The sequence below is a fragment of the Citrobacter europaeus genome (assembly GCA_020099315.1).
GTDB classification, from domain to species: domain Bacteria; phylum Pseudomonadota; class Gammaproteobacteria; order Enterobacterales; family Enterobacteriaceae; genus Citrobacter; species Citrobacter europaeus.
In genome coordinates this window covers 1,933,154-1,956,007 of record CP083650.1, presented here as the reverse complement: position 1 = coordinate 1,956,007, position 22,854 = coordinate 1,933,154, and the positions used below count along the sequence as shown (strand labels likewise).

Sequence of the window (22,854 nt, the reverse complement as noted above, 5' to 3'; positions counted from 1 at the left end):
ATTTTCAGCAATGTCTCGGTTCAACATATCACTGCGCTAATAATATGAAACTTCCTGGCTTTTAGCATGCAACATCATTTGATTTCAGAAGTGTGGGTTCGATAAAGGTTTGTGCATATTCTCAGAATCATTTGATTTATCTACTCTCTTTTTAAAACAATTTATTAAATGATAGTTTACAAACAAAATTATTATATGATTTTCATCGAAGTAGTTTCTTTATTTTTTATTTATTTTAAACACACTATTAACAAGCATTTATTTTTACTGTATAATTATGTTTTTAATATGCATAATTAGGTGATATCATGCCACAGAAGAAAATAAAAAAAGAGCTGGACGAATTGAAATCAAGACAAGTAATTGAGTTACCGATTGAATATCTTAAACTTGACGAAAAAAATCCACGATTTGGAGAGGACTTTTCTGGAAAAGCAACACAAATAGATGTTCTTAATAATATTGTTAAAAACTATGGTGTAACAGATGTCTTAAGTTCAATAGCAATTAATGGCTATTTTTCTGCTGAACCCATGGTTGTAAAAAAAATAAATGAAAAAGAATACACTGTAATGGAGGGCAACAGAAGATTATCAGCATGCCTAATTCTTATTCAAGATGACAGGGCTAGAGATCAGTTAGATATCTTCAAATCTTATATAGAAAAATATCATAAACATGGTTCACATCGTCTTACAAAAATTCCTGCAATTGTTTTTGAGGGTGCCCAAGACAATAAACCGTTGGTATCTTATCTAGGTGTTCGTCACATTGTTTCAACTAAGGATTGGGATTCATATGCAAAAGCAGCGTGGATTTCGCGTACTGTAAATGACGGAGATATGAGTATTAGTGATATATCTTCTATGATTGGAGATAAGCATAATACTATTAAACGTCTTTTGCAGGGATATAACTTTGTAAAGCAATTAGAAAGAACAGGGAAATACACTAAAGACGATAGCGTAAAAAAGGGTAGAGGAAGTAATTCGGCCTATCCATTTTCATGGGTATATACATTACTCGGATATAAATCGATTCAGGACTTTGTAAATTTATCCTCAGAAGAGAAAGAATTAGAGCCAATAAATAGCGAAAAGCTTGACAACGCTAAATTATTAATGACTGCTATGTTCGGTGATAAACGAACTGGCAAAAACTCTCAAGTTAACGACTCTCGAAAGTTAGGACTTTTGGCAGAAATAGTTTCTTCTGAAGAAAAAGTTAGACATCTCAAAGCAGGTAGAAATGTCGATGAAATTCAATCACTTTCTAAACCTGCTGAAGAGAGAATTATTGAACTAATATTTCAAATTAGTGATAACTTAGAAGAATGTCATTCCAGGGTAAATAAAGACAAAATTACAAAAGAAACCGCTATTGCCTTATCCGAACGTTTGGACCAACTTTCTAGACAATTTAGAAAATTCCGTGAATCATTAAACTCTGTTATTGCTGGTAAGGATACTGACGGTGAGTTCTAAAAAGTTACTATTAGCCGATAAAAATAGATACCAAAAGATCTGCACTGATGCTGATGAAGTTGAATTCTCTGCGCTTATTGAAAAATTCTCTACTATAGACAATGCTATAGCTGATGAACAAATAGCTGGCACCCTGGATGATGAGATTCAAGATGAACTATCAGATCATGCTGATGAAGAATGGATGATTGAAGATCATGGAAAAGATAACATCCTAAGTGATGTCGCAGATGAATTACAGCGCAGAGCCAAAATCTTGAAGAATAGTTATCCTTTTATATACGAAGAGAACCATTTAAAACTCAAAGAGTCCTATCCAATATCATATATTTTATGTTTATGCATATCCATGGCACAAAACATAACAGAAGGAAGTAATACAAGACTTCCACGTTTTTTTGAAATATTTGCGGGCGCTATCTTCACAAGATTCTTCGGTGAAGAGGCAAAGCATATGCATACAGGCTGGCCAAGATCTCGCAAAAACCCAACTGAATTTCAGAAATTATTTAAGAAATTAAAAAGACTAATCAACTTTAGAACGTTGGAATGGCATTGGATGCCTGAGGCTGGACTTTCGAACGGCGATGCAGGGCCGATTAAAGACGGAGGGGTTGATTTTATTTCTTGGAAACACTTTTCTGATGGAAGAGATGGTTTATTATTCGCACTTGGTCAATGTGCATGTGGAAATAATTGGAATACAAAGTTTTCAGATATTAACATAAAGAGACTTGAGAGTTTTTTTCATCCTCTAAGCTATGTTTCTTGCGTTAAAGTTTTTACAACACCTTATGTCCTTTGCGATGGAATGCTTAAAGTTGCTAGTGAGGATGCCGGGGTTGTTCTTGATAGAATACGTCTGACTCTAATACATGAGAAGTATCATGAAGAATTTGAAGAAATGAATGATGATATAAACGAAATAATAAATCATTGTATCACGCAAGTCTGAGCCCTCGGGCTCAGACTACCATATCTCTTTTGGTATATTGGCGATAATTGCATCGAACAATGGTGGCGGAACGGCATTTCCTACTACCTTGTAACGTTCTTTTAACAAGCTCGTACGAGATAATCTATTATTATCTGGAAATAACAAATCTCGACCATGAATTGTATAATCTTTAGTGAATCCCTGTAACCGTGCGGCCTCTCTAAATGAAAAACGTCTAGCTGGTTGCTCGGTTTCAAACTTCCATTGATCAGTACCAACTTTAGTGAGCTTAGGGCTTACCGGATGTAAAGGTATATGCCTCATATTACTCACGATAGTTTTACTAACATCATTCCAGTCACAGCGTCTATTTCGTGATAGATAATACCAATGGAAAACATCTTCACAATATTCTCCATTGGGCCAGTCAGGCATACCTTCCAATGCTGAACGAATAGTTAAATACTCATTATCAGTATTAGGACCATGGGTTGGTACAGGAAATGAATATTTCATATTTAAATCATTCCTAAAACCGACAATTATTAACCTCTTCCGTTCCTGAGGGACGCCAAACTCATTAGCCTTAACTTCTTTCCATACAACGTTATATCCAACTTCCGTCGCCTTAGAAAAAATATCTAGCTGATCATTTAAAAGATGTTTAAACGTACTTGTTCGCATCCCAGACACATTTTCAACCACAAATACTTTAGGTTTAATTTGTGATAATGCTCTTGCGAATTCTTTATATAAATAGTTGATTGATCTATCAACTTTTCTTGCACCACCTTGGCTAAATCCTTGACATGGATAGCATCCCACAAGCAGATCTGCCATCGGAAAAGATTTCACTTCTCTTATATCCGTTAGGAGATAATCCGTTTCTGGAAGATTGGCCAAATAAACATCACGCGCGTATGGCAATATGTCATTAGCCATAACGACATCAATTCCATTTTTAACCAAACCGGCATCAGAACCCCCACAACCGGAAAACAACGATACAGCTTTTAACATTTTACCCCCTAAGCAGAGCGAGTATTATACCGGTTATATTTCATTTTGCATTTGTTAAATGTTAAAAAAAGCTCACTTTTCACACTAACTTAAGTAAATGCCCTCTGAAACTAACGAGTTTTATTCTAAGCCAATTTTATACTTAGTTTGCCAAATGTCTTACCCGTCCATGCTCTTCAGTGATAGAGAACACAGGAGCCTCGCCCCGTCAGACAGACATGCGATTAAAACCCAGTCAGCCGCCTTACACTGCCATGTCTGCTAGTTTTAACTCAAGCGCTACATAGTCACTGTGACGAACCATGTTTGTACAGAACACCTCCCCCGACTACTGATAGTTACAGTTCGTTACTTATCACCATATAAATCCTCACATCGCTCAAAACGTTTTTCCTTCATAAATCTTTGTGGCTAACTTAATCTACTGAGGCGCCAGCATCCCCTCGGCCTACCCACCGCCGAACGGGTTCGATTTAAACGCGTATTCAGGCATGTTCCCGCACTCCGGACAGCGTGGTAATTCGTTCTGTTTCATTGCGCCAACTCCTGCATCAGCGCCCCGTGCTTGCGAATGCTACGAACGGCTTCACGAAGTTTTTCCAGGTTGGCCAGCTTCGCTTTCGTGCGGCGAATTTCACTTGAGATACCGCGTACCGTAGGGATCAGCAGATCATCAGGACGGCTGACGAAAGCGGGGATTTCCTCAACAATTTCAGTGACAGATTTTTCCGGTACTGGTGGAGTTGATGTCTCCGGTTCCCGTGGTGCAGAGCTTTTGTTTTTCACTGACGCAGTGGCCGACACCGAATAAACAAACTTGCTGCCAACTTTTTCGCGGATGATCCGCCCTTTTGTCATGTGGTGAGTCAGCATTGGCGCCACACGTTTTGACTCAATACCTGCCAGTGTTGCCAGCTCCAGAGATGTCTGTGGCCCATGTTCCGCCAGTAATGCGATGACGTCGCTGACTGATACAGTTGCTGGCGCTTTGCTGACTGAACTGATCGCTTTTGGCTGTGATTTAACTTTCCCAGTAGCAACTTTCCAATACCCGTTAGTCTGTGCAACTTCGTTACGTTCTTCATGCTCACGCAGCATCCCGATCACCGCCGCAGGCTCAATTTTCATGCGCGCCGCAATTTCACGGGCAGTCGCTTTTTCCATCGCTTTCAGTACGTCTAAAATGGTTTCCATAAAATTCTCCAAGTTAATTTTTTAGCCCCTGAAACCTTCAGGGATGGTGTTATCCGGGGCTGAAATGGCGTTAACATCCCGTTGTTGTGTGCTACCACCAAGGCGGATAATTAATTCATCCCACTTTTCCCGTAGCTTTGAAGGGCTCAGGATGTTGCGACACCAGAACGGATCGCGTTGTACGCGTTTGAATAAATCGCAAATCTGGCGATGGGTATGCCCGTCTATGCAGCGCATCAGGCGTATTTCGTTTGCCCAGGCATTCCAGTTAGGGTCTTTTGGGCGTGACAGTTCGCCGTCTGTCTCTGCAGCCTTCTCGTAGAGTTTTTTGATGCGGGAAAAAATCCACTCAGCGCACTGGTGATCTTCTGGTGTGCCCCATTTGCCCCTTTGCAGTTCAGAGGATGATTTTTTTTCTTCGCCTGTGGATAAATCGGCTTCCGGGGACGCAGTTCCCGGACAAGAAGAGATCTGTATGTATTTATCTGTTTTAAGATCTGTATAGAGAATAGATTCGGCTTGAGAGCCGTTTCCAGGATTCGGCTTATGGGCCGTTTCCATTCGGCTTAAGAGCCGTTTGGTTTCGGCTTGAGAGCCGTTTCCATTCGGCTTAAGAGCCGAATCCAGCACTGGCGGGAATATCAGGGCAATTAATGCCTCTTCATTGATGCGATAATGCATCTTCGGCGTACCGTTTACCTTGCGTTTCTTCTCTTCGATAACACCAGGCAAATACTGGCTGATTATTTTGCTCATTGCCTTGCGGATGACGTCCTCACTGGAGGCTCGAACTTCCGCAGCAATTACCGCATGCTCTTTGTAAAACCAGCCATTTTCGAGGTGGGATTTGCCAGACCAGAACACCAGTTGATTCAGGATCGCCGCGAGTAAATGCTGCTGGCGGTCACCGGCGAAAAAATCCAGGTAAGGACAAGGGATCGTGATGCTGTTCCCCTGACCGGACATCGACTGGACAATCTCAAAAATTCTACTCACACAAAACTCCGTACCTGCTGTGCGCTCTGTCATGACTGCACCTTCCTGAACTTGAGTTCAAACTCTCTCCGGCCTGTCTCGCAGATGTCCTGATAACCTTCGTATCGGTACATAACCCGAAGATGAGAAACTCTCATTACCGTCACCATGCGTCCGCGTTCGTTGCGGTATTTCATCCCCGGAATCAGTTCAGCGCTGCGATCGACTGTCTCCGTCGGTAATCTGTGCTTCATCGCATTTTTCATACGGTCTACTAATTCCTGGGCAAGCATGGGAGTCTCCTGTTACACCGCGCGCGGACCAATATGGTTGAACTGGATGCTGACGCCGGGAATGAGATCGGCCAGCGCCTGAATCGCCTCTGCCGTTTCTTTGCGGATAACCTGCATTGGCTTACCAGTCAGCACCGCGCTGGTCGCCTCGATGCACTCGCGGTTCGCAATGGCCACCAGGTTATGTAAGTCATGCTGACCAGCCAGCTCTGCATCCATCGCAGCTCTGATTGCTGGCGCCAGCGCAGCTGCCTGACCACGATAATTCGGCGTGTCATTTCGAAATGCCCGTTGGATGATCTGCGTGTTGTTATGCAGGCATCGCGCATACTCTGACGGGTCAACGATATCCGCCAGGCTGTCCAGCAAATCACCGTAGTGATGCGCTGTAATCAGCGGGACTATCTTTTTCCAGCCCCCTTTCCTGCCATCCTTCATCGCCCACTCTTCCAGCTCGAGGGCCAGCAATTTGATCTCATTGATTTTCATCGTTCAATTTTCTCCCTTTCTTTGCTTTATCCTGGTTTTCATAAAACAACGGGTCATATTTCAGAACTCCACCTGTTAGACGCTCTAGCCTAACTGCTCGCTTTTCAGGAATGGCGCTCCCCCATCGGGTGACCGCGACCTGAGAAATGCCAAGCGCTCGCGCAACGGCAGCTTTGGAGCCAAAAAACTTAATCACTGTCTCTGTGAACATGCGCCCTCCGCATAACTAATGTTAGCAAAATAAATACTAACAAAAGTTATGTCAAGTTAACTTATATTAGGCTTATGAAAATTGAAACTTTGAGTGATCGCATTGCCGCCCGGCGCAAAGAGCTTGGACTAACGCAGCAGCAGCTTGCTGATCTGGTTAAGAAGTCCAGCGTTAGCGTATTCAAATGGGAAAGCGGCCAAACTGAGCCAAAGGGGAAAAGTCTCTTTGCTTTAAGTACTGCGCTGCGCTGTTCTCCGACCTGGTTACTTTTCGGTGATGAAGAACAAATCCCCACCCCAGTGGAGTCACTTCCTACGGCGTTAGATGAACGGCAGCAACGTCTTTTAGATTTGTTTGATTCTCTTCCTGAATCAGAAAAAGAGTCCTATCTCAATGAGTTAGAAGCAAGAGTTGAAAATTTTAACCGCCTCTTTGAAGAACTTCTAAAAGTTAGAAAATCCCAAACAAATAAAAAATAGCAAGTCAGTCAATGGCTTGCGTTTTTTTACACCTCACAACTTAACTTTTGTTATTTTTATCCTTGCCATTTAAATTACCTTTAGTTAATCTCATGCCACCAAGTAACCACACGCAGTGATTACTCAGAATCAAAATGTTCCGCCTACCCGGCGTTAATGGGTTTAACAGCGAACAGGCAGGATGCCCACGAAGTAGCCGCCAGGGGCGTATGAAAACCGGGATGATTCGCTAGCAGATGATTTCAAAGGAGATGGAAAAGATGAATGAACAGGATTTGAAACATGTGATCGCATCATTGCTGGAAGACACTAAACGCTTGCAGCAGATCGAGCCAAATGCAGGCACTGAGGCCCGTATTTTGTTAGCAAAACAGGCATTAAATAATTGCGTAGCGCAAACCCCTGATCGAACCAAGTTCATGAATTTCATGGCTGACACGATCACCCCTCTGCCATGCAATGGAGAGAGGGTGAGCCGTGTTTATCACGACACAATGGTTAAAGCTTTAAGAATCGAGCTTGATGGGCTTAGGCGTAAGATCGTGATGAACGAAATCGTTGCCAACTAAGGAAGCAGACGGAAGTAAGCATGCGCTTTGCTCAAATTTACAGACAAATATATTTGCGTCAACACCGACGCTGTTAGCAATTGAAAATGTTTGATCAAGGATTTGTTGGCAGTTCATTGTGCTTTTAAGGATATATCCCTCTGGAATCAGTCTACAGCAGCTATCGTCAGACTCTTTGATTGTTTTCTGGTACAGAAAGTTAAGCATAAATTCTTCAAATTTTTTGGTCTGTTCTGCTGTAGGTTCAAATAGACGAACGTGAACATAAAACTTGTTCATTAGGTTTCCTTGCTGGCTGTGTGAGTACTCCAGCATACCACCGCGCCTGATGTGGTTAAAAGCAGGCCAAAGCAATAACAAGTAGAACCCGTTCTGGCGGCCCGGTGTTTTCCCATATGTATCCGGTCACCGCCAGCTTTTTCAGGGAACAACATGCAAGCGCACTCCTTCACTTACCAGTTGGGTGACAGGTATGAAACAGGCGGAGTGCGCTAGCAGATGTGATTAATTGCTGTGTGTGCCGCGTGGTCTTTGCCCATCTTCCACGATGGGCACCTTTTTTACCGGAGGGTTTATGAAAAATTCACAGCCAGTTATACCGGACGGGGATCCTGATGTGGAAAGCTCAGTTAATAATTTTATTTACCAGTTAAGCGTTCCTGCTTTTCGCGACCGCCTTACAGCTGAACTCGAGGCACTGTACGAACAACAGAAGGAAGCTCTCGATCACACAGAATCTTTACTCAGGATGGTGCGTGCCAATGGTTAAATTTACCAGCGAAGATATTGCCCAACGTACAGCTGAAGCTGAATATAAAAAGGCTGTGGCTGATATAACTGGAGTTCAGAAATACAAAGATGAAGCGGTACTGGATATGTGCTTCATTAAAGTAATGACCAAAATAGTTAACGATCAGAGGGTTAATATTAGCGAGTTTCTACGCTGACCTTTTATTTACCCCCTTCGATAACCTCAAGCAATTAAGAGAGTTTTTATTTATGCCTTAAATGGCAGGTCTTACTACATCCATCAATGATGGCCCTGTCATAGTCAGCCATGCAAGGAGGGTAAGTGACACTTGAGTGCTGTCCGTATTGCAAAAAATGGAGTTCTGTTGACTCCATGTATAAATCAACAAAAAGAATGAATAAGAGAGTAGTCACTGCTTATTTCTGTAGCCTTGAGCATGCTATCTCCTACAAACAAATTCATGAACCACGGCGCTGTAATTTAAGCAGAAGCAATGCACGCCATTCACATAAATATTATTGAGGTTATTATGGCAATTGGATTAAAAAACTTTGGCGGGAGATTCGAACCGAAAAAAAGCGCACTTGAAAAAGATAGTACGCTTCCGGTTTATGTTGCTTTTAAACAAGCCAAGAATAAAACAATAGCAAAAACATTACTGCATGCGGATTTTATACAGTTCGCACCAGATTATGCTGATGATTATTTTGCTCCCAAGGTATGGGAAGTAGAGGAAGGAATGTTCTGCACTGTTGAAGGGCAGTTCTATACCGACCTTTTCACTGGTGAAATTGTCTGGAATGCTGAGAAAGGCGAACCAGAGCGCATCATAGTTGAGCCAGAGCTTGCTGGCGGAAATGAACAACTTAATGCTGACGCGACAGAAGAAAAAATGAAACCGGTGAAAGAGCTGGATGTGCTGGCCCGCGCATACTGCCTTGCGGTGTTTGGTGCCATTGAGGAAATCACACCTTCTCAGTATGGCCAGTTAATCGACATGCTGAATGATGATGAATTTAGCCCTTTACGCGAACAGGCAGAGGGTCTTGCCAAAGAACCCCGCATTCTTGCCATGCTTCCTGAAAAACAGACCGAATGCCTGGCCTGGGTGCGTCAGAAGGCGCGCGACAATGCTAAATGGCCAGACTATAAAAACCTGTTTACCCAATGGGCTGATACCCCGCCCGATAAACGCGAGCCAGTAAAGTGTGTTCAGACTGGCACCACGAGCAGTGACAAGCCGACCATGAACGAACTTGCTACCAGACTGCGCTATCGCACAGCCATGGGAAAATTATCCCGATCCATGGATTTCGACGTGTGCAACCCTCCTGTTGGCATTGAAATGCGGATCAATACCATGCTGTGCAGTAAAGATGTAGAGATTGATGACTGGTGTGCGCCATTTTCACGTACACCGGGTATTCATGATTATCACCCGGCGGCCATCGTGGCCATCATCAAAACCGCTGATGAAAAACTTCATATTTACCCTGGCGAACTTCGCCAATACATCGATAGCTGCATTGCGGGTTTTGACTGCGTTAATCCACCACAACTGGTCATTGATATTGCCTGCGGACGTACGTCTGCCCCGCTGCCACAAAAAAATGATGGAGCAAAATCTGATAGTAAAACCGAACAGACGTTACAGGACGAAAATTTACCACCAGCAGTCTGCCCGGCTCACGCTGCAGAACTCGACAGGGAGCTGGATGCAGCATTTGCCAATAGCGCCTCAAATGAGAGTGAAAAAACGGAAGTTACCGAACAGGAAGACGATCGCCCACTTCTGGATGATCATGAAATTGAGATAGCCCACGCGCTGATCGACCTGCTTTCGGGACGTACTGACATTATGGGCAAGGAAGAAGCGGAAGGCGTTGTGGCATGTACCGGTCATATTATCGCTGACATTCTTCCTCTGCTGATCATCGATATTGCCACCACTGAATTTTGTCTGTCGCCCAATTTCAGCGACGAAGAAGTTCACGATGTCGCAACGACAATTCTTGATAGTTGGTCTGATGATGCTGCCTCGCGTCAGAAGATCGCCCTCGATGCGATAGTAGAATATCGCCGACCAGAGCCACCAAAACCCATAGTGATGGATCCACCAGCTGTCACCGCCAAACCGAAGAAAGAACCAGAACTGACTGTTTCCGCACCGGGTAGCAATTTCACAAATGGCGAACCGTTTACCACCCTCACCTATCGCCAGCAACTGACGCTCGCAGCGCTGCAAGGGATGTGTGCAAACCCGGCATACCGCGGCGATTTTGACGAATTGCCGCACATGGCCGCAGCGTTGGCCGCAGGGGTTATAAGTGCGGAGGCGGAACAGTGACAGAGAATTTAACCGGCGATAAAGCCCTGATCCGTTCTCTGCACATCTGTGATGATGGATGTGACTGGACGTCCTGGCATTTATGGCGAATGGGAGAACGCAGGCGCATAAGTGAACATGTTTTCACGCGGCTACCAGTTCGTCAGCGCGCTATACAGCCGAGCATGAAACCCAAGAAAAAACAGTGCCAAAAACGAAAGGCAAAACCAACTACTGATTTTTGATTATCAATATTCGCCAGCTGCAGCATGTACTGTTGTGGCTGGCGGCATCGGAGTTATGTATGTCGCAACTCATTTTCAGCGAAGAGTGGATGGTTGAAGCGCGACTAACAGAAAAGACCGGCTTGTCTGAAAGACAAATTAAAAGTTATCGGTTGAATTTGTGGATCGAAGGTGTGCATTTCAAACATCTGACAGCTCTCGGGGAAACTGACAATTCTAAAGGTCTGCTTTGGTACAACTATCCAAAGATTAACCAATTAGTACAGGATGCATGATGGACTTTCCAACCGGCGTTGAGCTGCATAATGGAAAAATACGGATCACATTTACCTATCGCGGCAAACGTTGCCGCGAAGTCCTTCGCGGCTGGACGGTGAACAGCAGCAACATCAAAAAAGCTGGAAATCTTCGTGCGCTCATAACAAGTGAAATACAGCTCGGTAAGTTCGACTATGCGGAACGTTTCCCGGAATCCAAAGCGCTTAAGAAGTTCATCACAACCAAAAAAATCACCACGTTTAAAGAACTAAGTGATTTTTTTACAGACACCAAAGCCTTAGAGGTATCTGGTGCAACACTGCTATCGCTTACTTCGGTCGTAAATACGTTATTGCGTGTAATCGGAGAAAATACTCGTCTGGTAGATATTGAGCATGCCGACATTTTGCATTACCGAAAGGAGTTATTGATCGGGACAATTATTAACCCGGCAATGCCGAATCTGGCCAGGCAGGGCCGCGCGCCCTCAACAGTCAATAAACAGATGGCAGTTTTATCAGAAATGCTTAAGCTCGCAAACCGAAGCCAGTTTATATTGCATGCTCCTTATGAAGGAGTGTCGCGACTCAAGTTATCTAAAAATGATCCCGACCCACTTTTACTTCATGAGTACCAGGCTCTGATAGCCGCCCTTCCCCGTAGCCAGGCATTAATCATCATTGTTGCCGTTCATACGGGGATGAGGCCGGGCGAGATATGCGCCCTGGCATGGGAAGACATTGATTTGGTAAAAGGTGAAATCCACGTATCCAGAAGTTTGACGAATAAGCGAGTATTTGTTCCCCCTAAGACAGATGCCGGAATAAGGACGATAACGTTGCTTAAACCTGCTCTGGATGCACTGAAGGAACAATACGAAATCACCGGCGCTAATCCGAAGCAAGAAATTCGATTTCACCATCGTGAGATCGGAAAAACTGAGCAGCAATCTCTTCGCTTCGTTTTTTCACCGACAGCATATTCGTCCAGGAAAGGCAGTTACTTCTCCAAGAACTCGATTGCCTATGGCTGGAAGCGAGGCACTAAACTTGCCAATATCCGCGAAAGGAATCCTTATCAGTCACGGCATACCTACGCATGCTGGACGTTGATGGCCGGAGCGAACCCGTCATTCATAGCGAGTCAGATGGGACATGAAGATGCGCGCATGGTGTACGAGGTTTACTCCAAGTGGATTGGCGACATGAACCAGGATCAGGTCAACATGCTGAACAATCAGATGCCAACAGCACTGCCCCCAGGGCGCCCCCACGGGCAGGGGAGCATGAGAAAAGTTATTTAATTTCATAGCGCTGCTTTCAATCCACATAATCAGCGTTACACTATTCATACCGTTATTTTAGGGAGAAAAGATGATGCGCGTATTGGTCGTCGAGGATAATGCTTTATTACGCCACCACCTCAAGGTTCAGTTACAGGATTTAGGGCATCAGGTGGATGATGCAGAAGATGCGAAGGAAGCGGACTATTATCTGAATGAACATTTGCCGGATATCGCGATCGTTGATTTAGGACTCCCCGATGAAGACGGTTTATCCTTGATCCGCCGCTGGCGCAGTAATGAAGTTTCGCTGCCGATTCTGGTGTTAACCGCGCGTGAAGGCTGGCAGGACAAGGTGGAAGTACTCAGCGCCGGCGCTGATGATTACGTCACCAAACCGTTTCACATTGAAGAAGTGGCTGCGCGCATGCAGGCACTGATGCGTCGCAACAGCGGTCTGGCATCGCAAATTATCTCCCTTCCGCCTTTTCAGGTGGACCTCTCTCGCCGCGAGTTATCCGTCAATGATGAAGTTATCAAGCTCACGGCGTTTGAATACACCATTATGGAAACGCTCATCCGTAATAATGGCAAAGTGGTGAGTAAAGATTCGCTCATGCTGCAGCTTTATCCGGATGCCGAGCTGCGTGAAAGTCACACCATTGATGTTTTGATGGGCCGTTTGCGTAAAAAAATTCAGGCGCAATACCCGGATGATGTCATCACCACCGTGCGTGGCCAGGGATATCTTTTTGAACTGCGCTAATGAATAAATTATTGCGTCATTTTTTTCCATTATCGCTGCGGTTGCGCTTTTTACTGGCAACCGCAGGCGTGGTGTTGGTGCTTTCGCTGGCCTACGGCATGGTTGCCCTTGTGGGCTATAGCGTCAGCTTTGATAAGACAACATTCCGTCTGCTACGGGGAGAAAGTAATCTGTTCTATACCCTGGCAAAGTGGGAGAACGGCAAGATAAACATCGAGCTGCCTGAGAATCTCGATATGCAAAGCCCAACAATGTCACTGATCTATAACGAAAGTGGTGAGTTGTTGTGGGCGCAGCGCAATGTTCCCTGGCTGACGCAAAGTATCCAACCGGACTGGCTAAAAACGAACGGCTTTCATGAAATTGAAGCCAATGTAGACGCCACCAGCACCTTACTGGGCGAAGATCACTCTGCTCAGCAGCAGTTAAAAGAAGTCAGAGAAGATGACGACGATGCCGAAATGACCCACTCGGTAGCAGTGAACGTCTATCCCGCCACCGCCAGAATGCCGCAACTGACTATTGTGGTTGTCGATACCATTCCTATTGAGCTAAAACGCTCGTATATGGTCTGGAGCTGGTTTATTTATGTGCTGGTCGCCAATCTGTTGCTGGTCATTCCGCTGTTATGGGTGGCCGCCTGGTGGAGCCTACGACCTATTGAATCGCTGGCGCGTGAAGTCCGTGAACTTGAGGAACATCATCGTGAGATGCTAAACCCCGCCACGACGCGCGAACTGACCAGCCTGGTCCGCAATCTTAATCGGCTTTTAAAAAGCGAACGCGAGCGCTACGACAAATACCGCACCACGTTAACGGACCTCACCCACAGCCTGAAAACACCGCTGGCAGTTTTGCAAAGCACGCTCCGCTCAATGCGTAATGAAAAAATGAACGTGAGCGATGCAGAACCCATTATGCTGGAACAAATCAGCCGTATTTCGCAGCAGATAGGCTATTACCTGCATCGCGCCAGTATGCGTGGCAGCAGCGCCCTGCTCAGCCGCGAACTGCATCCGGTCGCGCCGTTACTGGATAAACTCACCTCGGCACTGAATAAAGTGTATCAGCGTAAAGGCGTTAACATTAATCTCGATATCTCACCCGAAATCAGTTTTGTGGGCGAGCAGAACGACTTTGTCGAAGTAATGGGTAACGTGCTGGATAACGCCTGTAAATACTGTCTGGAGTTTGTCGAGATTTCAGCGCAACTGTCCGAGGATCAACTGCATATTCTGGTTGAAGATGATGGCCCCGGTATTCCGCAAAGCAAACGGGAAGTGGTGTTTGACCGTGGACAACGCGTAGATACGCTACGTCCCGGGCAAGGCGTCGGCCTGGCGGTGGCGAGAGAAATCACCGAGCAGTATGACGGACAGATTATTGCTGGCGACAGCCTGCTGGGTGGCGCGCGTATGGAAGTTATTTTTGGCCGTCAGCAGCCAGGTCAGAAAGACGAGTAATCGTCGCATGTAATAAATATGTACTGACTTCACGCTTGAGGTTAAGTATCCGTTATAATCGGTTGCAGATACCAGCCTGCGGGATGCTCATTATGGAATACCAACTCACACTTAACTGGCCCGATTTTCTTGAACGTCACTGGCAGAAACGCCCGGTGGTCTTAAAACGCGGGTTTAACAACTTTATTGATCCACTCTCTCCTGACGAACTGGCTGGACTGGCGATGGAAAGCGAAGTCGACAGCCGACTCGTCAGCCACCAGGACGGTAAATGGCAGGTGAGCCACGGTCCGTTCGAAAGCTATGATCATCTCGGCGAGAACAACTGGTCATTGTTGGTGCAGGCGGTCAATCACTGGCATGAGCCAACCGCCGCGCTGATGCGCCCGTTTCGCGAACTGCCGGACTGGCGCATCGACGATCTGATGATCTCCTTCTCCGTACCCGGCGGCGGCGTTGGCCCACATCTGGATCAGTACGATGTGTTTATCATTCAGGGAACCGGACGTCGTCGCTGGCGCGTGGGCGAAAAACTGCAGTTGAAGCAGCACTGCCCTCATCCGGACCTGCTGCAGGTCGACCCGTTTGAAGCCATCATTGATGAAGAGCTGGAACCCGGCGATATCCTGTATATTCCACCAGGATTCCCGCACGAGGGCTATGCACTGGAAAATGCGATGAACTATTCGGTCGGTTTTCGCGCGCCAAACACTCGCGAGCTGATCAGCGGATTCGCCGATTACGTTTTGCAACGTGAATTGGGCAGCACGTATTACAGCGATCCTGACCTGCCGCCGCGCGATCACCCGGCTGACGTTCTGCCGCAGGAGATGGACAAGCTGCGCGAAATGATGCTCGGTCTGATTAATCAGCCGGAACATTTCCAGCAGTGGTTTGGCGAGTTTATCTCTCAGTCTCGTCATGAGCTGGATATTGCTCCGCCGGAGCCACCCTATCAGCCAGACGAAATTTACGATGCCCTGAAGCAAGGGGATGTATTAGTGCGTCTGGGTGGGTTGCGCGTATTGCGTATTGGCGACGACGTCTACGCCAACGGTGAGAAAATTGATTCGCCGCATCGTCCTGCCCTGGAAGCGCTGGCCAGCCATATTGTGCTGACAGCTGAGAATTTTGAGGATGCGCTGGAAGATCCGTCTTTCCTTGCCATGCTTGCCGCGCTGGTCAACAGCGGGTACTGGTTCTTCGAAGGATAATGCGGACAGTGCCTGATGCGACGCTACGCGTCTTATCAGGCCTACTGGAGAGCAATATTCCAGGCCGGATGGCGCTCCGCTTATCCGGCATCTGTCAATAAATTTACTGCTGCTTCGCGGTGAGCTGCGCAATACGCACAATCACCTGCACCGCCTTTTCCATTCCTTCCAGGGTTACAAACTCATGCTTACCATGATAGTTGTAGCCGCCGGTGAACAGATTCGGACACGGTAAACCCATGAACGACAGCTGCGCGCCGTCAGTGCCGCCACGAATGGGTTTCAGCACCGGTTCAATATCGCAATCGCGCATCGCCTTTTGGGCGATATCCAGAACGTGTGGATGCTCAATCACTTTTTCGCGCATATTGTAGTAGCTGTCTTCAATCACCAGTTCGATATAGCAGTCCGGGTGTAATCCTTTGCCGACCTTTTTGGCAATATCCATGATCTTGCGTTTACGCGCTTCAAACTGCTTGCGGTCAAAATCACGGATGATGTAGTGCATATCCGCCCGATCAACCGTCCCTTTCATGCTCGCCAGGTGATAGAAGCCTTCGTAGCCTTCCGTCGTCTCCGGGCTTTCGTCTGCCGGAACTTCCGCATGAATACGCGCCGCCAGCGACAGCGCATTCACCATCACCCCTTTTGCGGTACCGGGATGCACATTGTTGCCGACAATTTTTATATTAACCGACGCGGCGTTGAAGTTTTCAAACTCCAGCTCCCCTACGCCACCGCCATCAACGGTGTAGGCCCACTGCGCATCGAATGCCGCAACGTCAAAATGCTTCGCCCCTTTGCCGACCTCTTCGTCTGGCGTAAAGGCCACGCGGATATCACCGTGCGGAATATCTTTTTGGATAAGCACAGCCAACGCGGTCATGATTTCCGCCACGCCTGCTTTATCATCTGCGCCCAGCAGGGTTTTACCGTCTGTGGTGATCAGCGTCTGGCCCAGAAGTTGATGCAGTACCGGAAACATCACCGGCGACAAAACTTCATCACCAATGCCTAACGCAATATCGCCGCCGCGATAGTTTTCAACGATTTGCGGATTAACGTTTTTACCGCTGAAATCCGGTGAGGTATCCACATGGGAAATAAAGCCGATCGCGGGAATATTGCCAGCAACGTTAGCGGGCAGCGTCGCCATCAGCGTCCCCTTTTCGCTCAGTGAAATATTAACCAGCCCCATCTCTTCGAGCTGTTGTTTGAGCAGTTGTAATAACTTCCACTGTCCTTCGGTGCTGGGTACCTGCCGCACGCCCGATTTTGATTGGGTGTCCAGCGACACGTAGTGTAAAAAACGCTCAAGTAGTTTATCCATGCAGTCACCCTCACTTTTTGTGACAACATTATCAATAAGCAACAAAAGACAAATATTGCGTCAGGTCACTTTTATCCCCGCAAATGAGAATATTTCGCCCTGACATCCCCTCTGACTATAGGGCTAAGTCAGTAATTAGCAACAAGGATTGGCGATTACCATGGTTTGCCGTAGAATAACGGCCCTCATTAAGAGTCATCAAGGTGGTTAACCACAAACCCCGCATCGGTCAGCCATCCGTTGCGTTTACATGGGACAGAGTAAAAAATTGAATAAACAACCGCGTTCGCTTTCTCCACTGGTGCAATTAGCGGGAATTCGCAAAAGTTTCGATGGCAAAGAGGTGATTTCCAGCCTGGATTTGACCATCAATAATGGCGAGTTTCTCACGCTGCTCGGCCCCTCTGGCTGCGGTAAAACAACCGTTCTTCGCCTGATAGCCGGCCTGGAAACAGTTGATTCCGGTCATATTATGTTGGACAACCAGGACATCACTCACGTTCCTGCGGAAAACCGCTACGTGAACACCGTCTTCCAAAGCTATGCCTTATTTCCCCACATGACCGTGTTTGAGAATGTGGCTTTTGGCTTACGCATGCAAAAAACGCCCGCAGCCGACATTTCTCCCCGCGTTACCGAAGCTCTACGCATGGTGCAACTGGAAGAGTTCGCCCAGCGAAAACCGCATCAACTCTCCGGTGGACAGCAGCAGCGCGTAGCGATAGCCCGAGCTGTGGTCAACAAACCCCGCTTACTCCTGTTAGATGAATCCCTCTCTGCGCTGGACTACAAACTGCGTAAGCAGATGCAGAACGAACTGAAAGCGCTGCAGCGTAAGCTGGGTATCACTTTTGTCTTTGTCACACACGATCAGGAAGAAGCGCTGACCATGTCAGATCGCATCGTGGTGATGCGCGATGGTAAGATTGAGCAGGACGGTACGCCGCGCGAAATCTACGAAGAGCCGAAAAATCTGTTCGTCGCCGGATTTATCGGCGAGATCAATATGTTTAACGCCACGGTGATAGAACGTCTGGACGAACAGCGTGTTCGTGCTAACGTTGAAGGCCGCGAGTGCAATATTTATGTTAACTTTTCGGTGATTCCCGGTCAGAAGCTGCACGTTCTGTTACGACCAGAAGACTTGCGCGTTGATGAAATCAACGATGATAATCATATCGAAGGCTTGATCGGCTACGTGCGTGAACGCAACTACAAAGGCATGACGCTGGAGTCGGTTGTGGAACTGGAAAATGGCAAGATGGTGATGGTCAGTGAATTCTTCAACGAAGACGACCCTGACTTTGACCACTCTCTCGACCAGAAAATGGCGATTAACTGGGTAGAAAGCTGGGAGGTCGTACTGGCTGATGAAGAACACAAGTAAATTCCAGAGTGTGGTGATTGTCACCATTGTCGGTTGGCTTGTGTTATTTGTCTTTCTGCCCAACCTGATGATCATCGGCACCAGCTTTTTGACCCGCGACGACGCCAATTTCGTCAAAATGGTCTTTACGCTGGAAAACTATACGCGCCTGCTCGATCCGCTCTATTTTGAGGTGCTGGTTCACTCCCTCAATATGGCGCTGATTGCCACGTTCGCCTGTCTGGTTCTCGGTTATCCGTTTGCCTGGTTTTTGGTGAAACTGCCGGAAAAAGTGCGCCCATTGCTGCTGTTCCTGCTGATTGTTCCGTTCTGGACCAACTCGCTTATTCGCATCTACGGACTCAAAATTTTTCTCAGCACCAAAGGCTATCTCAACGAGTTTCTGTTGTGGCTTGGCATTATTGATACTCCCATTCGCATCATGTTTACCCCCAGCGCAGTGATTATCGGGCTGGTGTACATTCTGCTGCCGTTTATGGTGATGCCGCTCTATTCCAGCATTGAAAAGCTCGATAAACCGCTGCTGGAAGCCGCACGCGATTTAGGCGCCAGTAAACTTCAGACTTTTACCCGCATCATTATTCCGTTGACGATGCCGGGGATTATCGCCGGATGCCTGCTGGTTATGCTGCCCGCAATGGGCCTGTTTTACGTTTCCGACCTAATGGGCGGAGCAAAAAACTTGCTGATTGGCAACGTGATTAAAGTTCAGTTCCTGAACATCCGCGACTGGCCGTTCGGTGCCGCCACCAGTATTACCCTTACCATCGTGATGGGTCTGATGCTGCTGATCTACTGGCGCGCCTCCCGCTTGCTGAACAAGAAGGTGGAACTCGAATGATCGGTCGACTGCTTCGCGGCGGTTTTATGACCGCTATCTACGCGTATCTGTATATTCCAATCATTATCTTGATTGTGAACTCCTTTAACAGCTCGCGCTTTGGTATCAACTGGCAGGGTTTCACCACCAAATGGTACGGCCTGCTGATGAATAACGACAGTCTGCTGCAGGCGGCGCAGCACTCGCTGACGATGGCGGTGCTCTCCGCCACGTTCGCCACGCTGATCGGCTCACTTACAGCGGTCGCACTGTACCGCTACCGCTTTCGCGGCAAACCGTTTGTCAGCGGCATGCTGTTCGTGGTGATGATGTCGCCGGATATCGTGATGGCGATTTCTTTACTGGTGCTGTTTATGCTGATCGGTATTCAGCTCGGTTTCTGGTCGCTGCTGTTCTCGCATATCACTTTTTGTCTGCCTTTTGTGGTGGTGACGGTTTACTCACGCCTGAAAGGTTTTGATGTACGCATGCTTGAGGCAGCCAAAGATCTCGGCGCCAGTGAAGTGACTATTCTGCGCAAGATCATATTACCACTGGCTATGCCTGCCGTAGCTGCAGGCTGGCTACTGAGCTTTACGTTGTCGATGGATGATGTCGTCGTTTCGTCCTTCGTTACCGGGCCGGGTTATGAAATTCTGCCATTAAAAATCTACTCGATGGTTAAGGTCGGCGTATCACCAGAGGTGAACGCGCTGGCGACCATTTTGTTGGTTCTGTCGCTGGTTATGGTGATCGCCAGCCAGCTTATTGCACGTGATAAAACCAAGGGCCGCTAAGGCCCTTAATTCAGGGGACGTTAAATGATGAAAAAATGGTCACGCCACCTGCTCGCGGCGGGTGCTCTGGCACTGGGCATGAGCGCCGCTCACGCGAATGACAACAACACGCTCTATTTCTATAACTGGACCGAGTATGTCCCGCCTGGGCTGCTGGAGCAGTTCACCAAAGAGACCGGCATTAAGGTTATCTATTCGACCTACGAGTCGAATGAAACCATGTACGCCAAGCTCAAAACCTATAAAGACGGCGCATACGATCTGGTGGTACCGTCCACCTATTATGTCGACAAAATGCGCAAAGAAGGCATGATCCAGAAGATCGACAAGTCGACGTTAACCAACTTCCACAACCTCGACCCGGAAATGCTCAATAAGCCGTTTGACCCGAACAATGACTACTCCATCCCGTATATCTGGGGTGCGACGGCCATTGGCGTTAACAGCGATGCCATCGACCCGAAAACCGTAACCAGTTGGGCCGATCTGTGGAAACCGGAGTACAAAGGCAGCCTGTTGTTAACGGATGATGCGCGTGAAGTGTTCCAGATGGCGCTGCGCAAACTGGGATATTCCGGCAATACCACCGACCCTAAAGAGATTGAAGCCGCCTATAACGAGTTGAAGAAGCTGATGCCTAACGTTGCGGCATTTAACTCTGACAACCCGGCCAACCCGTATATGGAAGGCGAAGTTAATCTGGGAATGGTGTGGAACGGCTCCGCGTATGTGGCGCGCCAGGCGGGTACTCCACTGGAAGTGGTATGGCCAAAAGAAGGTGGTATTTTCTGGATGGACAGCCTTTCTATACCGGCTAACGCCAAAAACAAAGAAGGTGCGCTGAAGCTGATTAACTTCCTGCTGCGCCCGGACGTGGCGAAAGAAGTTGCGGAAACTATTGGTTATCCGACGCCAAACCTGGCAGCACGTAAGCTGTTAAGTCCTGAAGTCGCGAATGATAAAACGCTCTACCCTGACGCAGAAACCATCAACAAAGGGGAATGGCAGAACGATGTCGGTTCCGCCAGCGCTATCTATGAAGAGTATTATCAGAAGCTGAAAGCAGGACGCTAATACTCGTGCAACCCGGCAGGCCTCGCTGCGCCGGGTTGCTACCTGCCAACCCGACTTTTACGTCTTTCGACTGACTCCCGCTCTCCAGTTTCTGGCTATGCTTACAGTATTCCAGGTCGGCTTCTGAGACTTCCAATGGCAACGCTCTGGCTGATACTTGAATTGGCTAATCTGATCGTATTTACGTTGGTGATCTTCCCTCGTAAACAGCCGGTAAACGCTCGTCCTTTGCTGCCCATCACCGCAACCCGCCTGCTACGACTCACTTTTTTAATACCGATCCTGGTTTTTGGCTACAGCCTGTTTTTCAATCATCAGATTGGCCCGGTGGAGTGGGGATGTCTCATTCTGGCGATCGTCGGTAACGCGCTGGTCATCAAAGGAAAATGGGATTTAGGTGAAAGCCACACGTGGACAGGCTACTATTTACCCAGCGCCAAACGGGTTACGCGCGGTATTTTTGCCTGGATTGCGCACCCCATGTATACCGGAATTATTCTGGTGATTATCTCGTGCAGCCTCGTCTACATTACCCGGCTGCCCGTGTGGCTGAGCGCGTTGGCGCTGATCTGTTGTTTTTACATCGCAGGATTTTTGATTATGGCGGCCCTGCGTGAGGACCGCCAGCTTGTACAAACTTAAGCAATATTGCCCGGATAGCCGTTACAGTCCTTTCAATAACTTCTCAACAAACTCAGGCACCACCTGGCTTGCCGGACCGTAATACTTCTCTTCAAATTCGCTTCCCACCTGGCTCGGCTCGAGATTGAGCTCTACCGTATGCGCCCCGTGCAGTCTTGCCTCATGCACAAAACCCGCAGCCGGATAAACATGGCCCGATGTGCCAATGGCAATAAACACATCCGCCATTGCCAGCGCCATATAAATTTCATCCATGCCCAGCGGCATTTCACCAAACCACACCACGTGCGGTCTTAGCGGCGCAGGAAACTGGCAGCAATGACATTTATCTTCCGGGGTCACATCGCCCGTCCACTCCAGAATCTGCCCGCTTTGCGAACAGCGAACCTTCAGCAGTTCGCCGTGCATATGGATAACGTTCTGGCTGCCTGCACGTTCATGCAGGTTATCAATGTTCTGCGTCACCAGTAAAAAACGGTCGCCCAGCTCGGCTTCGAGTTTTGCCAGCGCGATATGCGCCGCATTAGGCTGGATTTCTGGCTGCTGCAACTGATGGCGACGGGCGTTATAAAACGACTGAACCAGTTCCGGGTTTCGACTAAATCCTTCCGGAGTCGCAACGTCCTCGACCCGATGTTCTTCCCAGAGACCATCCGCCGCGCGGAATGTTCGAATTCCTGACTCAGCGGAGATTCCCGCCCCTGTCAGTACCAGCACTCTTGGTTTTTCCATCAATTCAGGCACCACTCTGTCTCTGAAAAAGATTCGTTGACGCAGGCGATCGCGCAAATGGCGTTTATTTTTACGAAAGCGGCTTAACCGATGACCCCGACGCGACAGCATAACAA

Annotated in this window: 26 protein-coding genes; 17 read left to right on the top strand and 9 right to left on the bottom strand. The window is 47.4% G+C overall.

The window, feature by feature from the left end; genetic code table 11:
• Positions 1–308 precede the first annotated feature (308 nt).
• Together LA337_09165 and LA337_09160 are read left to right on the top strand one after the other, a co-directional pair.
• Entirely contained in the window at positions 309–1,484 is a 1,176-nt protein-coding gene (locus tag LA337_09165) for a hypothetical protein (protein ID UBI17838.1), read from the top strand.
• The gene (locus LA337_09160; protein ID UBI17837.1) at positions 1,474–2,439 is read left to right on the top strand and encodes a hypothetical protein; all 966 of its coding nucleotides are present in this window, start codon (positions 1,474–1,476) and stop codon (positions 2,437–2,439) included. The genes LA337_09165 and LA337_09160 overlap by 11 nt, the downstream gene beginning before the upstream one ends.
• A 15-nt stretch (positions 2,440–2,454) precedes the next feature.
• Here the strand turns inward: LA337_09160 and LA337_09155 are convergent, their stop codons facing one another.
• The 6 genes from LA337_09155 to LA337_09130 all read right to left on the bottom strand — a co-directional run bounded on the left by LA337_09155 (position 2,455) and on the right by LA337_09130 (position 6,603).
• Positions 2,455–3,441: a DNA cytosine methyltransferase gene (locus LA337_09155; protein ID UBI17836.1), complete on the bottom strand. Its 987-nt coding sequence runs from the start codon at positions 3,439–3,441 to the stop codon at positions 2,455–2,457.
• A gap of 531 nt (positions 3,442–3,972) precedes the next feature.
• Positions 3,973–4,635 (bottom strand): DUF1627 domain-containing protein, encoded by a 663-nt coding sequence (locus LA337_09150; protein UBI17835.1) that lies wholly within the window; start codon positions 4,633–4,635, stop codon positions 3,973–3,975.
• 21 nt (positions 4,636–4,656) lie between these two features.
• Entirely contained in the window at positions 4,657–5,664 is a 1,008-nt protein-coding gene (locus LA337_09145; GenBank protein UBI17834.1) for a hypothetical protein, read from the bottom strand.
• Entirely contained in the window at positions 5,661–5,903 is a 243-nt protein-coding gene (locus LA337_09140) for a DUF4222 domain-containing protein (protein UBI17833.1), read from the bottom strand. The genes LA337_09145 and LA337_09140 overlap by 4 nt, the downstream gene beginning before the upstream one ends.
• Before the next feature lie 12 nt (positions 5,904–5,915).
• Positions 5,916–6,392 carry a hypothetical protein gene (locus LA337_09135; GenBank protein ID UBI17832.1) on the bottom strand — a complete coding sequence of 159 codons (477 nt, stop codon included), beginning with the start codon at positions 6,390–6,392 and terminating at the stop codon, positions 5,916–5,918.
• Positions 6,379–6,603, bottom strand: a complete 225-nt coding sequence (locus LA337_09130) for a Cro/CI family transcriptional regulator (protein UBI17831.1) — start codon at positions 6,601–6,603, stop codon at positions 6,379–6,381. Before LA337_09130 ends, LA337_09135 begins: the two co-directional genes overlap by 14 nt.
• 74 nt (positions 6,604–6,677) lie before the next feature.
• On the opposite strand from LA337_09130, the gene LA337_09125 reads away from it, so the two are divergent.
• On the top strand, positions 6,678–7,082 hold the full coding sequence (locus tag LA337_09125) for a helix-turn-helix domain-containing protein (protein UBI17830.1): 405 nt from the start codon (positions 6,678–6,680) through the stop codon (positions 7,080–7,082).
• A 260-nt stretch (positions 7,083–7,342) separates the two neighbouring features.
• Positions 7,343–7,651, top strand: coding sequence for a hypothetical protein (locus tag LA337_09120; GenBank protein UBI17829.1), 309 nt, complete (start codon positions 7,343–7,345; stop codon positions 7,649–7,651).
• On the opposite strand, the gene LA337_09115 is transcribed toward LA337_09120, so the two are convergent.
• Positions 7,589–7,930, bottom strand: coding sequence for a hypothetical protein (locus LA337_09115; protein UBI17828.1), 342 nt, complete (start codon positions 7,928–7,930; stop codon positions 7,589–7,591). The two genes, LA337_09120 and LA337_09115, sit on opposite strands and share 63 nt — an antisense overlap.
• Before the next feature lie 295 nt (positions 7,931–8,225).
• On the opposite strand from LA337_09115, the gene LA337_09110 reads away from it, so the two are divergent.
• The 8 genes from LA337_09110 (at position 8,226) to roxA (ending at position 15,956) form a co-directional block, all read left to right on the top strand.
• Positions 8,226–8,420: a hypothetical protein gene (locus tag LA337_09110; protein ID UBI17827.1), complete on the top strand. Its 195-nt coding sequence runs from the start codon at positions 8,226–8,228 to the stop codon at positions 8,418–8,420.
• Positions 8,413–8,598: a hypothetical protein gene (locus tag LA337_09105; protein UBI17826.1), complete on the top strand. Its 186-nt coding sequence runs from the start codon at positions 8,413–8,415 to the stop codon at positions 8,596–8,598. Before LA337_09110 ends, LA337_09105 begins: the two co-directional genes overlap by 8 nt.
• 333 nt (positions 8,599–8,931) lie before the next feature.
• The gene (locus tag LA337_09100) at positions 8,932–10,749 is read left to right on the top strand and encodes a hypothetical protein (protein UBI17825.1); all 1,818 of its coding nucleotides are present in this window, start codon (positions 8,932–8,934) and stop codon (positions 10,747–10,749) included.
• 283 nt (positions 10,750–11,032) lie between these two features.
• A complete protein-coding gene (locus LA337_09095) occupies positions 11,033–11,248 on the top strand; it encodes an excisionase family protein (GenBank protein ID UBI17824.1) in 216 nt (71 codons plus the stop codon).
• Positions 11,248–12,534 (top strand): site-specific integrase, encoded by a 1,287-nt coding sequence (locus LA337_09090; protein UBI18429.1) that lies wholly within the window; start codon positions 11,248–11,250, stop codon positions 12,532–12,534. The genes LA337_09095 and LA337_09090 overlap by 1 nt, the downstream gene beginning before the upstream one ends.
• Positions 12,535–12,607: 73 nt before the next feature.
• Positions 12,608–13,279 (top strand): two-component system response regulator PhoP, encoded by a 672-nt coding sequence (gene phoP, locus LA337_09085; GenBank protein ID UBI18428.1) that lies wholly within the window; start codon positions 12,608–12,610, stop codon positions 13,277–13,279.
• A complete protein-coding gene (gene phoQ, locus LA337_09080) occupies positions 13,279–14,742 on the top strand; it encodes a two-component system sensor histidine kinase PhoQ (protein ID UBI17823.1) in 1,464 nt (487 codons plus the stop codon). The genes phoP and phoQ overlap by 1 nt, the downstream gene beginning before the upstream one ends.
• Before the next feature lie 92 nt (positions 14,743–14,834).
• On the top strand, positions 14,835–15,956 hold the full coding sequence (roxA, locus tag LA337_09075) for a [50S ribosomal protein L16]-arginine 3-hydroxylase (protein ID UBI17822.1): 1,122 nt from the start codon (positions 14,835–14,837) through the stop codon (positions 15,954–15,956).
• Between the two features lie 103 nt (positions 15,957–16,059).
• Here roxA and pepT read toward each other — a convergent pair whose 3' ends face one another.
• Positions 16,060–17,286 (bottom strand): peptidase T, encoded by a 1,227-nt coding sequence (pepT, locus tag LA337_09070; protein UBI17821.1) that lies wholly within the window; start codon positions 17,284–17,286, stop codon positions 16,060–16,062.
• A gap of 250 nt (positions 17,287–17,536) precedes the next feature.
• Between pepT and potA the strand changes: the two genes are divergently transcribed.
• The 5 genes from potA (at position 17,537) to LA337_09045 (ending at position 22,006) form a co-directional block, all read left to right on the top strand.
• Complete coding sequence (gene potA / locus LA337_09065) at positions 17,537–18,673, top strand: spermidine/putrescine ABC transporter ATP-binding protein PotA (protein UBI17820.1); 1,137 nt, start codon at positions 17,537–17,539, stop codon at positions 18,671–18,673.
• Positions 18,657–19,514 carry a spermidine/putrescine ABC transporter permease PotB gene (gene potB / locus LA337_09060; protein ID UBI17819.1) on the top strand — a complete coding sequence of 286 codons (858 nt, stop codon included), beginning with the start codon at positions 18,657–18,659 and terminating at the stop codon, positions 19,512–19,514. Before potA ends, potB begins: the two co-directional genes overlap by 17 nt.
• Positions 19,511–20,290: a spermidine/putrescine ABC transporter permease PotC gene (gene potC / locus LA337_09055; protein ID UBI17818.1), complete on the top strand. Its 780-nt coding sequence runs from the start codon at positions 19,511–19,513 to the stop codon at positions 20,288–20,290. The genes potB and potC overlap by 4 nt, the downstream gene beginning before the upstream one ends.
• Before the next feature lie 27 nt (positions 20,291–20,317).
• Complete coding sequence (gene potD, locus LA337_09050) at positions 20,318–21,364, top strand: spermidine/putrescine ABC transporter substrate-binding protein PotD (GenBank protein UBI18427.1); 1,047 nt, start codon at positions 20,318–20,320, stop codon at positions 21,362–21,364.
• 135 nt (positions 21,365–21,499) lie between these two features.
• Positions 21,500–22,006, top strand: coding sequence for a hypothetical protein (locus LA337_09045; GenBank protein ID UBI17817.1), 507 nt, complete (start codon positions 21,500–21,502; stop codon positions 22,004–22,006).
• A 21-nt stretch (positions 22,007–22,027) separates the two neighbouring features.
• Here the strand turns inward: LA337_09045 and cobB are convergent, their stop codons facing one another.
• On the bottom strand, positions 22,028–22,849 hold the full coding sequence (gene cobB, locus LA337_09040; protein UBI17816.1) for an NAD-dependent protein deacylase: 822 nt from the start codon (positions 22,847–22,849) through the stop codon (positions 22,028–22,030).
• Positions 22,850–22,854 lie beyond the last annotated feature (5 nt).

What these genes read in the sequence shown, in the direction of transcription:
- LA337_09165 (UBI17838.1), top strand. Translation starts at nt 309, where the DNA reads ATGCCACAGAAGAAAATAAAAAAAGAGCTGGACGAATTGAAATCAAGA.
- LA337_09155 (UBI17836.1), bottom strand. Translation starts at nt 3,441, where the DNA reads ATGTTAAAAGCTGTATCGTTGTTTTCCGGTTGTGGGGGTTCTGATGCC.
- LA337_09150 (UBI17835.1), bottom strand. Translation starts at nt 4,635, where the DNA reads ATGGAAACCATTTTAGACGTACTGAAAGCGATGGAAAAAGCGACTGCC.
- LA337_09145 (UBI17834.1), bottom strand. Translation starts at nt 5,664, where the DNA reads ATGACAGAGCGCACAGCAGGTACGGAGTTTTGTGTGAGTAGAATTTTT.
- LA337_09140 (UBI17833.1), bottom strand. Translation starts at nt 5,903, where the DNA reads ATGCTTGCCCAGGAATTAGTAGACCGTATGAAAAATGCGATGAAGCAC.
- LA337_09135 (UBI17832.1), bottom strand. Translation starts at nt 6,392, where the DNA reads ATGAAAATCAATGAGATCAAATTGCTGGCCCTCGAGCTGGAAGAGTGG.
- LA337_09130 (UBI17831.1), bottom strand. Translation starts at nt 6,603, where the DNA reads ATGTTCACAGAGACAGTGATTAAGTTTTTTGGCTCCAAAGCTGCCGTT.
- LA337_09125 (UBI17830.1), top strand. Translation starts at nt 6,678, where the DNA reads ATGAAAATTGAAACTTTGAGTGATCGCATTGCCGCCCGGCGCAAAGAG.
- LA337_09120 (UBI17829.1), top strand. Translation starts at nt 7,343, where the DNA reads ATGAATGAACAGGATTTGAAACATGTGATCGCATCATTGCTGGAAGAC.
- LA337_09115 (UBI17828.1), bottom strand. Translation starts at nt 7,930, where the DNA reads ATGAACAAGTTTTATGTTCACGTTCGTCTATTTGAACCTACAGCAGAA.
- LA337_09110 (UBI17827.1), top strand. Translation starts at nt 8,226, where the DNA reads ATGAAAAATTCACAGCCAGTTATACCGGACGGGGATCCTGATGTGGAA.
- LA337_09105 (UBI17826.1), top strand. Translation starts at nt 8,413, where the DNA reads ATGGTTAAATTTACCAGCGAAGATATTGCCCAACGTACAGCTGAAGCT.
- LA337_09100 (UBI17825.1), top strand. Translation starts at nt 8,932, where the DNA reads ATGGCAATTGGATTAAAAAACTTTGGCGGGAGATTCGAACCGAAAAAA.
- LA337_09095 (UBI17824.1), top strand. Translation starts at nt 11,033, where the DNA reads ATGTCGCAACTCATTTTCAGCGAAGAGTGGATGGTTGAAGCGCGACTA.
- LA337_09090 (UBI18429.1), top strand. Translation starts at nt 11,248, where the DNA reads ATGGACTTTCCAACCGGCGTTGAGCTGCATAATGGAAAAATACGGATC.
- phoP (UBI18428.1), top strand. Translation starts at nt 12,608, where the DNA reads ATGCGCGTATTGGTCGTCGAGGATAATGCTTTATTACGCCACCACCTC.
- phoQ (UBI17823.1), top strand. Translation starts at nt 13,279, where the DNA reads ATGAATAAATTATTGCGTCATTTTTTTCCATTATCGCTGCGGTTGCGC.
- roxA (UBI17822.1), top strand. Translation starts at nt 14,835, where the DNA reads ATGGAATACCAACTCACACTTAACTGGCCCGATTTTCTTGAACGTCAC.
- pepT (UBI17821.1), bottom strand. Translation starts at nt 17,286, where the DNA reads ATGGATAAACTACTTGAGCGTTTTTTACACTACGTGTCGCTGGACACC.
- potA (UBI17820.1), top strand. Translation starts at nt 17,537, where the DNA reads ATGGGACAGAGTAAAAAATTGAATAAACAACCGCGTTCGCTTTCTCCA.
- potB (UBI17819.1), top strand. Translation starts at nt 18,657, where the DNA reads ATGAAGAACACAAGTAAATTCCAGAGTGTGGTGATTGTCACCATTGTC.
- potC (UBI17818.1), top strand. Translation starts at nt 19,511, where the DNA reads ATGATCGGTCGACTGCTTCGCGGCGGTTTTATGACCGCTATCTACGCG.
- potD (UBI18427.1), top strand. Translation starts at nt 20,318, where the DNA reads ATGAAAAAATGGTCACGCCACCTGCTCGCGGCGGGTGCTCTGGCACTG.
- LA337_09045 (UBI17817.1), top strand. Translation starts at nt 21,500, where the DNA reads ATGGCAACGCTCTGGCTGATACTTGAATTGGCTAATCTGATCGTATTT.
- cobB (UBI17816.1), bottom strand. Translation starts at nt 22,849, where the DNA reads ATGCTGTCGCGTCGGGGTCATCGGTTAAGCCGCTTTCGTAAAAATAAA.